Origin of the sequence: Novosphingobium sp., from assembly GCF_027489515.1 — a bacterium.
Classification (GTDB): Bacteria; Pseudomonadota; Alphaproteobacteria; order Sphingomonadales; family Sphingomonadaceae; genus Novosphingobium.
Genome location: NZ_JAIXZS010000083.1, coordinates 85917 through 101742 on the forward strand (window position 1 = coordinate 85917; position 15826 = coordinate 101742).

Sequence of the window (15826 nt, forward strand, 5' to 3'; positions counted from 1 at the left end):
CGCCTAGACGTAGAGAGTCGTGTCCTCTGCCTTGCGCATCTGCATCAGCGCGCGGCGGGCACGGATTGCGCCGGCATCGGTCTTGAGGATCGCGGGGCGCGCTTCCCAGAAGTCCTGATCACCCAGAGCGCGCTGGGCAGCTTCGATCATCGGCTCGTCTTCTTCGGTGAACACGCGGCGGGCCATTTCGGCGGCTTGTTCGTTGTCTTCGTGATCGTAGAAATAGTGCGACGAGGTTTCGGTCTCGGGCGTGATGATGTGCGGGTTGATCATGGGCGGGACGATCAGATCCGCGCGCTGTGTCCCCGATTTGGCGAGGCCAACGGTGAGAGCCATCGCGGCTGGTGCATGCCAGCGCATATGCAGCCACTGATCGATTTTCGCGCCTTGCTCGAGCATGGGCTTCGACCATTCGGGCGGCTCTGCGCAGGTCATGTCCCAATTGTTCCAGATCGCGCCGCCGGCTGTGTTGTCGTCATCGTGGCGGACGGTCTGCTCGCCGTGGAAGATCGAACCGTTGACGCCGAAGGTCTCGACGTGGAGGAACTCGGCGTGGGTCAGGTCCATCAAGTTGTCGGTGATGAGCTCGTAGTTGCCCTCGATGCGCAAGACACCGCGGTGCATGCCGCGGTCCTCGTCAAGGAAGCCGAAATCGGGGATTCTTGCCGGGTCCGCCAGCGCCGGATCGCCCGGCCAGAACCACAAGCCGCGATGCTTCTCCACGATGGGCATTGCAGGCGCAGTGACATGAGCCGGCGGATCGCCGGGGAAGGGCGAGTGGACACAGGAGCCCTGTCCATCGAAGCCGAGGCCGTGGTAGGCACACTGGACGGTATCGCCCATGCGCTTGCCCATCGAAAGCGGCACGAAGCGGTGCGGGCATCGGTCGGCGATCATCGCGTAAGTGCCATCGGCCTTGCGCCACATCAGCCAGGGTTTGCCGAGCAGGGTGCGCGAGAGCAGCGCCTCGCCCTCGATCTCGTCGGCCCAGGCGGCCATGTACCAGACGTTCTTCACATAGGCGGTCATATTGCACTCGACTTGAGGAGGGAGACGGCGTGCGCGGCAGCTCGCGCGGTCAGCGCCATGTAGGTCAGCGAAGGGTTCTGGCTGGCGCTGGAAGCCATTTGCGCGCCGTCGGTCACGAAGAGATTGGCGACGTCATGCGCCTGGCTCCACTTGTTGAGCACCGAGGTCGCGGGATCGAGCCCCATGCGCGCGCCGCCCATTTCGTGGATCGCGGTGCCGCCGGGGCCGGGGCGGTCGAAGCCAAACATGACCTGTCCGCCTGCCTTGGTGAGCATTTCGGTCGCATCAGCCTTGGCCTGGGCGAGCGCGGCGTGTTCCTCTGCTCCGAAGGCGAATTCGATGTGCAACTGAGGGATGCCGTTGCTGTCGGTCTTCGTGCGGTCAAGCGTGAGGCGGTTGGTGGCGCGGGGGACGCAATCGGCAAAGCCGACGAGAACCATGCGCCATGGGCCAGGCTTCCGAAGGCTGTTCTTGTAGTCCTTGCCGATGCCCGCCGCTCTCTTGCCGGCGGTCCATGTCGATTGCAGCGCGCCGCCCTGAAACGAGAAGCCGCGGGTGTGGCCCACACCGTCCATGGTTTCCATGTTGCGATAGCGCGGGATCACCGCACCGGTGGGGCGGTTGCCGAAGCTGGTCCACTGCTCGAAGCCGGGCATGATCGCGGCGGCGGAAAGCGTGTTGGCGTGGTCCATGATGTGGGTGCCGAGCACGCCGCTGCTGTTGGCGAGACCGTTAGGCATGGCCTCGCTGGCGGAATTGAGCAGCAGGTGGACCGAGTTGAAGGCGCCGGCATTGAGGAAGACCATCCGGGCGGTGGCCTGATGTCGCGTCTTCGTCTTGCTATCCACCCAGCGCACGCCCGTCACCCGGCGGGTCGCTGGATCGTAGTCGACATGCTCGACGGCAGCATCGGTGATCAGCGTGAGGTTGCCGGTGGCCTGCGCCGCCGGGAGCGTGCTTGATTGCGTCGAAAAGTAGGCACCGTAGGAGCAGCCGCGCGCGCAGATCGAGCGGCTCTGGCACAGGCCCCGGCCATCCTTTTCTGCCGTGAGATTGGCGGTGCGGCCAATCGTGAGGCGGCGTTCGGGCCAGGTGGCCATGATCCGTTCGCGCGCAGCCTGTTCGACCACGTTGAGCGCGAATGGAGGCTGGAACTTGCCATCGGGCAGTTGCGGCAGGCCTTCCGCCGCGCCCGCGACGCCGATGAACTCTTCCACCTTGTCATACCACGGGGCGAGATCGGCGTAGCGGATCGGCCAATCGGTGCCGTGGCCGTCGCGCTTGTTGGCGCCGAAGTCGTAGTCCGACCAGCGGTAGCACTGGCGGCCCCAGGTGAGCGAGCGGCCGCCGAGCTGGTAGCTGCGGAACCACGTGAAGGCGGTGTCTGCGCCCGTCTGATAAGGGTTCTCGGCATCGTTCACGAAGTGGCCCTGCGTGAACTCGGTGAAGTGGCGGTTGAGGCTTTGCACCGCATAGTCGCGGGCGTAGAGCTCGGCATCGCCTTCGCCGCGAAACGGCATGTCCCACGGGGCCTTCACTTCAGTCTCGTAATCGACCTGATGCTCGATCTTGCGGCCGCGTTCGAGCAGCAGGACCTTGAGGCCGGCCTCGGTCAGTTCCTTGGCCGCCCAGCCGCCGGTGATGCCGGAGCCGACGACGATCACGTCAAAGTTCATGTTCTCGTCCATCAGCCGAAGTCCACCGCTGTCCAGTCGCTGGAATAGGCGCGCGTTTCAGGGGCGACGGGCACCTTGGGATCGAACCGGCCGGGGACCAGTTCGTAATTGAGTTCCTTCGATCCGCCGATCTCGCTGGTGTAGTAACCGGTGAGGATCAGGCCCTTGATCGCGCGCCACGGGGCGGCGGCAGCATCGCCCTTGTAGGCGGCGGCATCGAGTGCGGCGAGCTGCCCGTGGCGGCGGTCGGCGGGCAGGGTGAGCCAGTTCGGCTTCAGCGTTGCCTCCAGCCATGCGGCATGATCGAGGCTGCCATCGGCACGCAGGAAGGGTGCAAAGGCGGGATTGGCGGTGGGTGGTTTGCGCGTACCTTCGAGGCCGTGGGCGAGCGCGACGAGAACGAAATCGCCAGCGCCGACGGTGCCAGCGCCCGGCGTACCGGTCGACGGGATCACGTGATCAGCGACCATGCGCATCAACTTGCGGCGGCGGGGGGAGGGGGCATCCTTCGGGTCGAGCTTGCCGAGCACCGCAGCGCCTCCCGGCACAGCGGCCTGGACAGCGACGAGGGCGGCTGCGCCAAGGAAGTGGCGTCTGCTCCAGCCGGTCATTCGGCAATTCCCATCAGGCGGCGATTGAGTGCGCGGTCGGCGCCGCCTGCGGCAAAATCGTCGAAGGCGTGGTCGGTCACCGTGATGATGTGCCGTGCAATGAAGGGCGCGCCTTCCGCAGCGCCAACTTCGGGGTGCTTCAGCGCGCATTCCCATTCGAGCACGGCCCATCCGGCAAAATCGTTGGCGGCCATCTTGCTGAAGATCGCGCCGAAATCGGTCTGGCCGTCACCCAGCGAGCGGAAGCGACCGGGGCGGTCGACCCAGCCTTGATAGCCGCCGTAGACGCCCGAGCGGCCATTGGGGCGGAATTCGGCGTCCTTCACGTGGAAGCATTTGATGCGTTCGCGGTAGATGTCGATGAACTGCAGGTAATCGAGGCATTGCAGCACGAAGTGGCTGGGATCGTAGAGAATGTTGGCGCGCGGGTGATTGCCGACAGCTTCGAGAAAGCGCTCGAAGGTGACGCCGTCGTGGAGGTCCTCGCCGGGGTGGATTTCATAGGCAGCATCGACGCCATTGTCCTCGAACACATCGAGGATAGGCTTCCAGCGGCGGGCAAGCTCGGCGAAGGCATCCTCGACGAGGCCGGCGGGACGGGCGGGCCAGGGGTAGAAGTACGGCCAGGCGAGCGCGCCGGAGAATGTGGCGTGCGCGGTGAGGCCAAGGCGGCGGCTGGCGATGGCGGCATTCTTGACCTGTTGCACCGCCCATGCCTGCCGCGCTGCGGGATTGCCGTGGACCTGGGCGGGCGCGAAGCCATCAAACTGCGCATCGAATGCAGGGTGGACGGCGACGAGCTGGCCTTGCAGGTGCGTCGATAGCTCGGTCACTTCGAGGCCCTTGTCGGCGAGCATGCCCTTGATCTCGTCGCAGTAAGTCTGGCTTTCCGCGGCGAGATCGAGGTTGAACAGGCGTGCGTCCCAGCTGGGGATCTGGAGGCCCTTGTAGCCGAGACCTGCCATGTAATCAGCGATGGCGGGGAGGCTGTTGAACGGAGCGCTGTCGCCCGCGAACTGTGCGAGGAAGATGCCGGGGCCTTTGATCGTCTTCATGACAAGGATCCTCAGAGTGTGAGCGGCGTCCAGCCCGCGCGGGAAGCGCTGGCGCGGACGGCAGTGTCGATAAAGGCCATGGAGCGCAGGCCCTCGGCCGCGCCCGGGAGCAGTGGGGCGCTGCCACCGCGCAGGACTTCGGCTAAATCGCGGTAGAGGTTGGCGAAGGCTTCGAGGTAGCCCTCCGGGTGGCCACCGGGGGTGCGGGTGCGGCGCGCGGCATCGGGGCCGAGCAGGCCTGTGCCGGCGCGGATCACTTCGCTGCGGCCATCGAGGTGGTGGAGCGTGAGCGTGTTCGGCTCCTCCTGCTTCCACACGAGTCCGCCCTGTTCGCCGTAGACGCGGATGCGCAGGCCGTTGAGTTCGCCCACTTCGATCTGGCTGGCGAGGAGGACCCCGCGCGCGCCGTTCGCAAAGCGGAGCAGCACGCTGCAATCATCGTCAAGCTGGCGGCCCGGGACGACCGCGCCGAGATCGGCAAGGAGTTCGGTGACATGGAGGCCGGTTACGAACTCGGCGAGCTGAAAGGCGTGGACGCCGATATCGCCGATGCAGCCGCCCGCCCCGGCGCGCGCCGGGTCCACGCGCCATTCGGCCTGCTTGCCCTCCGCCGGGCCCGCGAGCCAGCCTTGCGGGTATTCGACAACGACCTTGCGGACTGCGCCAAGGGCCCCGGCTGCGATGCGGGCACGAGCTTCGCGCACCAGGGGATAGCCGGAGTAGGTGTAGGTGAGGGCGAAGGGGAGACCGGCGGCTTCGACGGCTGCGGCAAGTTCATGCGCTTCGGCCAAAGTGGCGGTCATCGGCTTGTCGCTGATGACAGGGAAGCCGGCGGCAAGCGCGGCGCATGCGGATGGCAAGTGATCGTGGTTGGGGGTGACGACTGCGACGAATTCAGCTCCATCCACCCGGGCGCGTTCGGCGGTGAGCAGCTCCGCAAGGCTGCCATAGGCGCGTGCGGGATCGAGGCCATAAGCCAGGCCCCCAGCACGGCTGCGGGCAGGATCGGCGGAAAATACTCCGGCGACCAGTTCGATCTCGCGGTCCAGTTCTGCCGCGATCCGGTGCACGGGGCCGATGAAGGCACCCGGTCCACCGCCGATCATGGCCATGCGCAGCCGACTCAAGCTGACTTCTCCCGTTCTATTTGTAATTAGCGTTCTAATTTATTAGAGCTGCGGTTTCAAGCACCTGATCGGATGCTGAAAGGGAGAACTTGTCGATGGCGGACCTTGATCTCGACCGGCGGTCGCTGTTTGCGCTGGGCAGTGTGGCACTGGCGAGCGGTTCGATGCCGCGTGTGGCCGGTGGAGCGACACCGCAATGGGGACGTGGCATCGAAGGGCAGCGCAAGGCGGACCTCGGCAATGGCATGTTCCGCAATCCGGTCCTCGCGGGCGACTATCCCGATCCTTCGATCCTCAAGGACGGCGACGACTACTACCTGACGCATTCGAGCTTCGATGCGGCGCCCGGCCTCCTGATCTGGCATTCGCGCGATCTGGTGAACTGGGTGCCGGTCGGTCCCGCGCTTGCGAATCCGGCGGCCATCGGCTTCGCGGTGGATCTGGTGAAGCATGGCGGGCGCTATTTCATCTATATCCCTTTCATCCCGGCGCCGTGGTCGGACAAGGTGAAGGACGCGCCGCAGATCTGGGTGATCCATGCGGACAAGATCACCGGGCCGTGGAGCGAGCCGATCGACCTTGGCATTCTCGGCTACATCGATCCCGGCCATATCGTGGGCGAGGACGGCAAGCGCTATCTGTTCCTTTCGGGCGTGGCACGGGTCGAACTGGCGGACGACGGGCTCTCCGCGGTGGGACCGGTGAGCCATGCTTTCGATGGCTGGAAGTACCCCGAAGAATGGGTGACCGAGGCCTATGCACTGGAAGGCCCCAAGCTCTTGCGGCGGGGCGGCTGGTTCTACCTGGTAACGGCGGTGGGCGGGACGAGCGGGCCGCCGACAGGGCACATGGTGACGGCGGCGCGTGCGCGCTCGGTCCATGGGCCGTGGGAGAATTGCCCGCACAATCCCATCGTGCGCACACGCGACGCGAGCGAAGCCTGGTGGTCGCGCGGGCATGCGACAGCGGTCGAGGGGCCGGGCGGGCAATGGTACTTCGTCTACCACGGCTACGAGAATGGCTACCGTACGCTGGGGCGCCAGACCTTGCTGGAGCCTTTCGTGTGGACGGCGGATGGCTGGCCCAAGGCGCTGGGCGGTGACTTGTCGCGCGCGCTGCCAATGCCGGGCGGCAAGTCGGGCGGGCCGCACGGGATGGCGCGGTCCGATGCCTTTGCCGCATCCTCGCTCGGCACGCGCTGGACGGCCTATGGCGTATCGCCGGACGAAGCCGGGCGGATCGCCATGGGCGGCGGCAGGCTGGTGCTGCCTGGCAAGGGCAGTGGGCCGGGCGATGGCAGTGTGCTGACGCAGATGGTCGGCGACCGGGCTTACGAGATCACTGTCACGGTGGAGCTTGAGGGTGAGGGCGAGGCTGGGCTGCTGTTGTTCTACAACCGGCGGCTGTTCCTCGGCATGGGAATCACCGGCTCCGGGATGGCGAGCTATCGCGGCGGCACGCCGATGTATTGGCGTGAACCGGCGCCGGCCGCGCGCAAATTGTGGCTGCGGATCGTCAACGATCACCAGATCGTGACCTTCTACTACAGCGCTGATGGCGAGCGCTGGACGCGGCACGAGGTGCGCTCGGAAGTCTCCGGCTACAACGCGAATACCATGGACGAGCTTGCCAGCCTGCGGCCCGCGCTGTTTGCTGCGGGCAAGGGGCAGGGGGTGTTCCGCGACTTCCGCTACCGCGCGCTGGACTGACCGTCAGAGGCCGCTGTCAGGAAGGGTGCCGACGTCCAGCTCGAGCCTGAAGCCGGGGTCTTCAGCGTTTCGCGCGATGCGGATGGCCGTCTGGCCAGGGAGCAACTGCCAGCCGCGGTCGCTCCAGACCGAGAGGCGGCGGCGCGTAAGCGGAACCGTGACTGGCGCGGCCTTGCCGGGATCGAGCCAGACTTTGGCGAAGCCGATCAAGGTGGGCTCGGGCGTGTCGCGGTAGACCTGCACGACTTCGGCGCCGGCGCGGCCTGAAAGGTTGGTCACGGTGATGGCGACGCCCTCTGCCGTGACGAGCGGGTGCGACCATTCAAAGCGTGCGTAGCCTTGCCCGGCGCCCAGCGTATGGCGCGCGCGCTTGCCCGCCGCGATCACGCCGCGATAGCCGATGCGGGTGCCGTCGGTATAGTGCAGCGCGCCGTCGACCTGCGGCTTGAGGCTGTAGCCCGGATAATCGGCTTCGGTGTGCGCGATGGTGACAGGCATGCGGCCGCCCGGTTCGCGGTCTCCGGCCAGCACGGCGGCAAGCGCGGCGGCGAAGCCTTCGCCGGGGTACCAGGTGGCGATGTGCGCGGCGGCCGCGTCTTCCCACGAAGCATCATAGGCGTGGCCGACATTTGTGACGACGGCAACGCGGGAATTGGCGGCGGTGACGCGGGCGATGAGTTCGAGCTGGCCCGCAGCAAGGCGGGTGTCGGGCCGGTCCTTGCTTTCGACCGAACTGTCCGAGGTCTCGCCGACGATGAGGACCACGGCATCGGCAGTGCGGGCGGTGGCTTCAGCGGCGGCGAGCAGTTCCTCGCCGCTGCCGGGAGCGCGGATACCGTACCACAGGCCGTGGACGCGCGCGCCAGTGAAGGTGAATTCGGCCACGACCTCGACCGTCTGCCCGGCGGCGAGTTCGACGGGGGCGCTCTCGCTGTCGCCGGCCTTGAGCACGCCCATGGTGTCACCCGGCGGACACTCGGTGGTGGTCAGGACTTCGCGGCCGTCGACCAGCATCCGCGAGACGCCGGTCGCGCCGAGGTGGAAGCAGTGGGTGCCGGCCTTTTCGGCGGTGAAGCGGCCCGAGGCGCGGATCGAACCGCCCTGCGCGAAGGGGGCCTGATCGTGCATCCCGGCGAACCAGACGAGCGAATTGGTATCGCGCGTCTCGCGGGTAAGCGGATCGCCGCTGCAATCCGGGCTGGCGAAATACTCCAGCGTCATGCCGCTTGTGCAGCCATCGCCGATATTCTGCGCCGGGGTGACCGGCATGAAAGGCAGGCGCGGAGCGGGATCGACGCCGGGCTCGAACAGGACCGTGCAGTGTGCGCCGAAGCGGGCGCGGATCGCTTCGATGGGCGAGGCAAGGTCTGGCCGGACCGAGATCTTGGCGAAGGTTCCACCCTGGAAGCACGGGGCGGCGGCATTGGGGCCGATCACGGCGAGGGTTTTGATGCCGCCAGGATCGAGCGGGAGTAGCGCGCCTTCGTTCCTGAGGAGGACCATTCCGGCGGCGGCGGCTTCTTCGAGCAGCGCAGTGACATCGGCTTCGTGGGCCAGCGGCTGCGATTTCGGGCCGGTCACACGCTTTGCCGCGTTTGCAACGCGGGCGGCGGCATCATGGACCCGGGTCTCGGCAAGCGTGCCTTCGCCAACCGCTGAGGCCGCCTTGGCGCCGAGAAAGCGCGCGGGGCCGGGCATTTCGAGATCGAGCCCGGCGGCAAGTGTCGGCACGGTGGAATGGGTGCCGAACCAGTCGGACATGATCACGCCCTGATAGCCCCAGTCGCCTTTGACGACCTCGGTCAGGACATGGTGCTGCTCGGCGCAGTACTGGCCGTTGACCCGGTTGTAGGCCGCCAGCATCCCGGCGCAGCCTGCAGCCGCAGCGAACTCGAAGGGGAGCAGATAGACCTCGCGCAAGGTGCGCTCGTCGACCTGGACATTCATGGTATCGCGCGCGGTTTCGCTGTCATTGCAGACAAGGTGCTTGGCGCAGGAGCCGGTACCGGTGGACTGGAGGCCGCCGATCCATGCGGCGCCAAGCACGCCGGCGAGCAACGGGTCCTCGGAGAAATACTCAAACGCACGGCCGGCGAGCGGGCTGCGCGCAAGGTTGATGTTGGGGGCAAGCACCATGTCGATGCCGCGACCCACCGCTTCCTGCCCGACCAGAGTGCCCACGCGCCGCACAAGATCTATATCCCAGCTTGCCCCGAGCGCCGTGGCGCAAGGGGAAAGCCGGGCGATATCGCGTTCATCGACCTTGCCGCTGGCGATGCCCATCGGCCCGTCGCTCATCGTGAACGAAGGGATTCCGGCTTCGGGAAAAGCGGGTGTGGCCCACATCGCGGCACCCGCCGTGAGCAGGGCGGCCTGGTCGAGAGTAAGCTTCGTCATGTCAGGCGGCGAGCGCGAGGACCTTGGTGTCCTTCGTCGTCGGCACGAAGGGCAGGTAGGAAACGCGCATGCGCACGGCGAACTCGATCTTGTGATCGCCTGCGGGGAGGCCGCCGGGCTTCATCGCGATGATCTTGGCCTTCTCGCCGAAGTTCCAGCGATCATCGTAGACCGTTTCCATCTGGTCGAGCGTGTAGGTCTTGCCGCGAACGTGAAAGCGCACGTCCTCGCGGGGGATCGCTTCGCCATCGGCGGTGATCTGGATATCCTCGATCATCGAGAGGCCGAGGCCGCGGTAGTAGGGGAGGCGGCCATAGAAGGCGAAGCCCTTGTCGCTGGTTTCGAGGCTGCCCTCGACGATCATCTTGTTGTCCATCATGGCGTGTTATCCTTTCAGGCAGCAGCGCGAAGCTGGGGGGCGGGCTCACCGAGGAGTGTGGCCAGCATGACCTGCTGGCGACGGACCTGCTCGACGCTGTCGGGCTCCATCGCATCCTCGATCCAGCGGTTGCCTTCGTATTCCGAGCAGATGTAGCCATCGTAGCCGCCCTGCTTCAGGACCGCGACGATCTCGTCGTAAGGGATCGAGGGTTCGACGTAGTCAGCCGTCATCTCGTAGAACTTGCCGTGGATGTTGTGGATGCGCGGCATGTAATCGAGCATGCGCTTGGGTTCGAACGCGGCGTTGTGGCGCAGCGTTTCGGCCATGCCGATGGCGGGGCCGACGCCGCCCATCTGCTGGACATTGAGGATGACGTATTCCGACAGGACGCGGTCGGCGTAGGCTTTCTCGATGTAGTCGGCGATGTTCTGCGGCACGCCGATGCGCAGGAACTTCTCCTTCCAGACCGGCGGGAAGGCATGGAGGAACATGCCCATGTCGGGCAGGAAGCCGAGCGCGTCGGAGCCCGACTTTTCGAAGGCTTCGGCGTGGCGGATGATCCACGGATGATCGAAGTGCAGCGGGGCGTGAACCTCGATCAGGATCTTGATGCCCTTCTCTTCGGCATAGGGCGCGGCGGCAACGAGCACTTCGGGCGCGATCGAGACGAGCGCGCGGATGAACTTCATGCCGAGGCGGGCGCCGAACTCGATGTCCTTCTTCACGCTGGCGACCTGCTCGGCGAAGGGCATCTCGCGGCCCTTGTAGCGCTTGTAATCGAGCATGAAGTCGTGGCTCACGGGCACGCAATCGTACTTGGCGATGAGGCTGTGCCAGTTCGCGATCTCGGCATCGTCAACGCCGACTTCCGGCCAGCCCCAGAAGGTCTGCTCGCCGATGATCTCGATCCCGTTAGCGCCCATTTCGGCGCAAGTGCGGATGCAGTCTTCAAGGGTCATCTTGCCCTGGAAGGTCTCGTTCTGAAAGCTGTACAGGCTTACGCCGCGCTTGATCGGCATCTGGCTGTCTCCCCTGAGGCAGCTGCCAAAGCGCTGCCCTGATTGTGAAAAGGAACCGCGTGGCTGCCTGCGATTCTCTGTGAAAATATTAGAATATAAATTCTATTAATTACCATGCGAAGTCAAGGGGGCACGTCATGTCATCACTGGGGCCAGACGCTCGCGCCAGGTGCCGTCCATCGGCCATAACCAGACGACGGCCGCCTGCAGCGCCAGCAGGCCGCCCGCGACGAGAAAGTAGGCGCTGCGAATATCGCTGCGAGCGGCTTCGCTTACCGCATCGGGCTGGTAGCCAGCCCATGCGAGGACGAAGGCACCGAGCGCGCTGCCGAGAGCCATGCCGACCTTGGTCGAGGTGCTGATGCCGGAGGACAACAGCCCTTCATGGCGCACACCGAACAGGGCCTGATGATAGTCCGCCGTCGCCGCCGCCATCGAGAAGATCCCGGTTATGGTGACCGAGGTGACGATCGAGAAGGCGAAGTAGGGCAGCAGCAGGGGCGGCACAGCGAGCGTGCCGATCTGCACGTCCGCAGCGTGATCCAGCCCCGCCATGGCCGCAAGAAGCGCAAGCGAGAGTGCTATGGCGCCGACGCAGCCCTTGCGGATGCCGGTGCGCGCGAGGATCGGCGGCGCGATGAAGGCGGAAATGAGGAGCCCGCCCGAGACCATCGGCAGCATGACCGGGATCAGCCACGGCTTCTGCACGACGTCCTTGGCGTAGAAGATGGTGAGCCCGAGCATCGCGCCGAAGCGGATGAAGTAGAGCAGGCAGAAGCCGAAGCAGACAGCCCAGGCACGGTTGCGCAGCATCTGGCCCATGGCGGGAAGCACGCGGAAGGCCGATGCGGCTGCCTCGTCGGCAATGCGCTCGCGGCAATTGCGGAAGAGCATTGCGAGCGCGACAAGCGAGAGGGCGCCGAACAGCAGCGTGACGGCGAAGAAGCCATGCGCCTCGTTCCCGCCGCCGAGCGCTCCGACGAGCGGCATGGTCGCGGCCGTACCAAGGATCACGCCGACCGAGGTGCCGATCGAACGCCATCCGCCGAGGCGCAGGCGGTCCGCCGGATCGTCCGTCATCATCGGCATCAGCGCGGTATAGGGGATCGAGCCGAGGCTCATGATGATCCCGAGCGCCTTGAAGGTGAGGAAGGCGTAGACGAGCTGCGCGCCCTCGCTCCAGTGCGGGACACTGAACGTGGCGATGAATATCGCAACGTAGGGCACAGCGGTGAACAGGAAATAGGGCCGGGTGCGGCCCCACCGGCTGCGCGTCTTGTCGACGGCCACGCCGACCAGCGGATCGATCACCGCATCGAGCAGACGCGCGACGAGGAAGATCGTACCCACCGCCGCCGCCGGGAGCCCGACGACGGTGGTGTAGTAGTAAAGCAGGAACGCGCCCGCCATGTTGTAGGCTAGGCTGTAGCCGAAATCGCCGAAGCCGTAGCTCGCGCGCTCGGCCAGCGAGAGGCGCGCCCTAGACACCGAGCGCGGCCCGCGTCGCGGAGAGCGAGGCGGTGGCTTCCTGCGTCGGCCGGTATTCGAGACCGAGTGCGCCGGTATAGCCGAGTTCGCGCAGGGTCTGGATCGCGGCCGGCCAGTCGATTGTGCCGGTGCCAGGTTCATTGCGCCCGGGGCTGTCTGCCACCTGCACGTGCTCGACAAGGTGGATACGGCCCGCAAGAACGCTGCGCATGTCCTCGCCCATCACGTGGCTGTGGTAGACATCATAGAGCAGCTTGAGGCGCGGGCTGCCCACGGCTTCGATGATATCGAGCGCGAGGGTCGTATCGACGAGGTACATGCCGGGATGCTCGACGCGGTCGTTGAGCGGTTCGAGCACGAGGGTGACTTCGGCGGCTTCGGCAAGATCGGCGGCGCGGCGCAGGACCAAGACGGCCTCGGCCTTGTGTTCCTCAGCCGAAACGCCTTCGCGGGTGAAACCCGAGGCGACGATCAGCGGCGGCGAGCCGACGGTTTTCGCTACGGCCAGCGTATCGGCGACCGCCTGCAGCATTTCCTCATGCTGCGCAGGGTCGACGATTGACCGGCGCGGATCGACGCAGAAGCCGGTGAGCATGACGCCGGTTTCATCGAGCGCGGCGGCGAGCCCCGCCATATCCTTGTCGCGCCAGAGGTGGAATTCGCACATGGCGAGCCCAGCTGCCTTCGCAGCGCGGACCCGATTGGCGAGATTGTCATTACCTTCGGCAAACTGCCATTCGATGCAGGCGGACAGTTGCATGTCCGGACTCCTTTTCGATCGGCTGGCTGCCGGTTGTCGGGGGCGGTCGCCAACCGCCCCCTCTTGGATCAGGCTTTAGAACTTCACGCTGAGGCGAACGCCATAGGTGCGCGGCGCGCCGAACTGCCAGTTGAACACGTCGTCCGGCCCTGCCGAAACGAAGCTGCCGTAGGTCAAAGGACGGTTGTTCTCGAGGTTCTTCACGAAGCCGATCAGCGAGTACATCTTGTTCGCCGACTGGTACTCGAGGCTGAGGTCGCTCTGCGTGAAGGCGCTCTGCGTACCGTCGCGGTAGTTGTAGAAGTCGGTGAAGTACGAGGACTTGAAGGTCGTGTCCGCCCGCGCCGTCAGGCTGCCGAAACTGCCCAGCGGGAAGGTGTGATCGATCCCGGCAGTGATGATGAACTTGGGCGAGAAGGCCGGACGGTTGCCCGCGAAGTTCGGCTGCTGGACGCCCGGCGTAGTCGGATCGAGATCGCCGATGCCGTTGAGCTGGCCGGTGGTGTCGAACACGTTGAACTGCGCCAGCAGCTCCTTGTACTCGGCGTTCAGGTAATTCACCGAGGTGTGGAAGTTGGTGTTGTCATCGAGCTGGATGCTGCCCGATGCTTCCAGACCCCAGATCTTGGCCTTGCCCGCGTTGAAGGTCTGCCCGCCGACGGTGGTGTCGAGCAGCACGGAAACCTGCAGGTCCTTGTAGTCGTAATAGAAGCCGCCGAGGTTGAACTGGTGCTGGCGGTGATCGCCGAAGGTCTGCTTCCAGCCGCCTTCGAAAGCCGTGTTGGTTTCGGGCTTGTAGGTGCCGACGGCATCAAAGCCGCCGCCCTTGAAGCCGGTCGAGGCCTTCACATAGATGAGCGTGTCCGCATTGGGCTTGTAGTTCAGCCCGGCGAGCCAGGTGACCTTGTTGTCCTTGCTGCCCAGCGGCAGCTTCTGCGCGTTGATCGCGTTGAGGTCCTTGCGGCCCGGGCCTGCGCCAAGCAGGGTGAAGTTGGGGCCGGTCGGGTCGACGGTAACGCCATCGGCCTTGAACTTCACGAACGGCGTGCCGTTGATGTAAAGCGCATCGCGCTTGTTGTCGGTGTAGCGCAGGCCGCCGACGGCGGTCAGCGTATCACCCAGCGGCACTTCGATCTGGCCGAAGAGCGACTTGCTGTCGCTGGAGATCTTGCGGCCGAAGTAGGACAGGTAGGTACCCGCCGGCGGGGCGATCGGGCCGAGGAAGAAGCCGTTCTCGCGGTTCTGCTTCTCCTTGAAGTAGAATCCGCCGATCTGGTAAATCACGCCGCCGATCTTGCCGTTGAGGCGCAGTTCGTGGCTCTGCGTTTCGGCATCGTCCTGGAACGAGAACGACTGGTAGATCACCGGCAAGGTGATCCGGTTCTTGGGATCGCCCGAGAAGTTGCGATAGCCGCCGATGTAGGTGAGCGTGGCAGCATCGCTGAATTCGTAGGCAATGCGCCCGCGTACCGCCCACGTGTCCTGCTTGAGGAAGCCGAGACCATAGAGCGGGGCGACGTATTCATTGCGGTCGATCTTGCCCAGCAGCGCGGTGTTGCTCGGGACGCACAGGGTCTGGGTGTAGGCCGGTGCGACACGCGTGAAGCCGTTGTTGCAGGCGCCGCCGGTGGGACGATTGCCCGCACCGTTGAGATCGGCCACCGCGAAGATGCCGGGGGTGAACTTGCGGGTCGCATACTCGGCAGCGAGATTGACCGAAAGCTTGTCGGTCGGATCGAGACGCAGCGAGACACGGCCGCCATAGGCGTCGTTGTCGTCCGAGCGGCCCGCGGCAAAGGCGGGGAACACGAAGAAACCGCCGCCGGCCGGGTGCTTGTTGTAGCCGTCACGGTTCTCGTAGAAGCCCGAAATGCGCACCGCCGCATTGCTGCCGAGCGGCACATTGACGCCGGCATCGGCGCGGACCGCGTTGTAGTTGCCATAGCTGATGGTGCCGTCGGCGCCGAATTCGCGGCCCGGCTTGCGGGTGATGAAGTTGATCGCGCCGCCGGTCGAGTTGCGGCCATAGAGCGTGCCCTGCGGCCCGCGCAGCACTTCGACGCGCTCCATGTCGAACAGCGACATGCCCATGACGTTCGGGCGGTTGATGTATTCGCCGTCGATGTTGATGACGACCGAGGTATCCTGCGCTTCGTCGTTCGAGGTGGTGCCGACGCCGCGGACGGTGATCTTGACCGTGCCCTGATCCTGGTTGAGCTGGACGACCGGCGCGATCTTGTCGATGTCGTTGAGGTTCGAGAAGCCGACCTTCTTGAGCTCGTCACCGGTGATCACGTTGATCGCGATGGGAACGTCGTTGACGCTTTGCGTGCGGTTCTGCGCAGTGACGACGATCTCGGTGGGGGTGGCTTCAGCCTCGGCGTCGGCCGGTGCGGCCTGCTGGGCCTGGGCCTGAAGCGGAGCGAGCGCGGCGACGGCGATGATCGCGGTGCCGGCAAGCAGACTGAACCCTTTGATGGTGGTGCGCATGATCCCTCCCTTGATGCACTCCGCTTGATCCGGAGTGTCTGGCTTGCAGTTTTGCGCCACGGACCGGCTACAGACCGTGGCAT

General features: G+C 65.5%; 12 protein-coding genes. 1 reads left to right on the top strand and 11 read right to left on the bottom strand.

Annotated features, from left to right (window positions below; genetic code table 11):
* Positions 1 to 3: 3 nt before the first annotated feature.
* Genes Q0082_RS14450 through Q0082_RS14470 form a run of 5 tightly spaced genes read right to left on the bottom strand, consistent with a single transcriptional unit; the run spans position 4 to position 5483 of the window.
* Positions 4 to 1029, bottom strand: a complete 1026-nt coding sequence (locus tag Q0082_RS14450; RefSeq protein ID WP_298193903.1) for an aromatic ring-hydroxylating dioxygenase subunit alpha — start codon at positions 1027 to 1029, stop codon at positions 4 to 6.
* A complete protein-coding gene (locus tag Q0082_RS14455) occupies positions 1026 to 2717 on the bottom strand; it encodes a GMC family oxidoreductase (RefSeq protein ID WP_298193905.1) in 1692 nt (563 codons plus the stop codon). The genes Q0082_RS14450 and Q0082_RS14455 overlap by 4 nt, the downstream gene beginning before the upstream one ends.
* Entirely contained in the window at positions 2717 to 3316 is a 600-nt protein-coding gene (locus Q0082_RS14460; RefSeq protein ID WP_298193908.1) for a gluconate 2-dehydrogenase subunit 3 family protein, read from the bottom strand. Before Q0082_RS14460 ends, Q0082_RS14455 begins: the two co-directional genes overlap by 1 nt.
* Positions 3313 to 4371 carry a sugar phosphate isomerase/epimerase gene (locus Q0082_RS14465; protein ID WP_298193911.1) on the bottom strand — a complete coding sequence of 353 codons (1059 nt, stop codon included), beginning with the start codon at positions 4369 to 4371 and terminating at the stop codon, positions 3313 to 3315. The genes Q0082_RS14460 and Q0082_RS14465 overlap by 4 nt, the downstream gene beginning before the upstream one ends.
* A gap of 11 nt (positions 4372 to 4382) precedes the next feature.
* Positions 4383 to 5483 carry a Gfo/Idh/MocA family oxidoreductase gene (locus Q0082_RS14470; RefSeq protein ID WP_298193913.1) on the bottom strand — a complete coding sequence of 367 codons (1101 nt, stop codon included), beginning with the start codon at positions 5481 to 5483 and terminating at the stop codon, positions 4383 to 4385.
* A 110-nt stretch (positions 5484 to 5593) separates the two neighbouring features.
* On the opposite strand from Q0082_RS14470, the gene Q0082_RS14475 reads away from it, so the two are divergent.
* Positions 5594 to 7207, top strand: coding sequence for a family 43 glycosylhydrolase (locus Q0082_RS14475; protein ID WP_298193915.1), 1614 nt, complete (start codon positions 5594 to 5596; stop codon positions 7205 to 7207).
* 3 nt (positions 7208 to 7210) lie between these two features.
* Here the strand turns inward: Q0082_RS14475 and Q0082_RS14480 are convergent, their stop codons facing one another.
* From Q0082_RS14480 to Q0082_RS14505, 6 genes are all read right to left on the bottom strand, one after another.
* Positions 7211 to 9604 (bottom strand): glycoside hydrolase family 3 C-terminal domain-containing protein, encoded by a 2394-nt coding sequence (locus Q0082_RS14480; protein WP_298193918.1) that lies wholly within the window; start codon positions 9602 to 9604, stop codon positions 7211 to 7213.
* 1 nt (position 9605) lies between these two features.
* Positions 9606 to 9983, bottom strand: a complete 378-nt coding sequence (locus Q0082_RS14485; protein WP_298193921.1) for a DUF6379 domain-containing protein — start codon at positions 9981 to 9983, stop codon at positions 9606 to 9608.
* A gap of 14 nt (positions 9984 to 9997) precedes the next feature.
* A complete protein-coding gene (locus Q0082_RS14490) occupies positions 9998 to 11005 on the bottom strand; it encodes a TIM barrel protein (RefSeq protein WP_298193923.1) in 1008 nt (335 codons plus the stop codon).
* 135 nt (positions 11006 to 11140) lie between these two features.
* A complete protein-coding gene (locus tag Q0082_RS14495) occupies positions 11141 to 12493 on the bottom strand; it encodes a glycoside-pentoside-hexuronide (GPH):cation symporter (RefSeq protein ID WP_298193927.1) in 1353 nt (450 codons plus the stop codon).
* Positions 12486 to 13253 carry a TIM barrel protein gene (locus Q0082_RS14500; RefSeq protein ID WP_298193930.1) on the bottom strand — a complete coding sequence of 256 codons (768 nt, stop codon included), beginning with the start codon at positions 13251 to 13253 and terminating at the stop codon, positions 12486 to 12488. Before Q0082_RS14500 ends, Q0082_RS14495 begins: the two co-directional genes overlap by 8 nt.
* A gap of 75 nt (positions 13254 to 13328) precedes the next feature.
* Positions 13329 to 15743 carry a TonB-dependent receptor gene (locus Q0082_RS14505; protein ID WP_298193932.1) on the bottom strand — a complete coding sequence of 805 codons (2415 nt, stop codon included), beginning with the start codon at positions 15741 to 15743 and terminating at the stop codon, positions 13329 to 13331.
* Between the last annotated feature and the right edge of the window lie 83 nt (positions 15744 to 15826).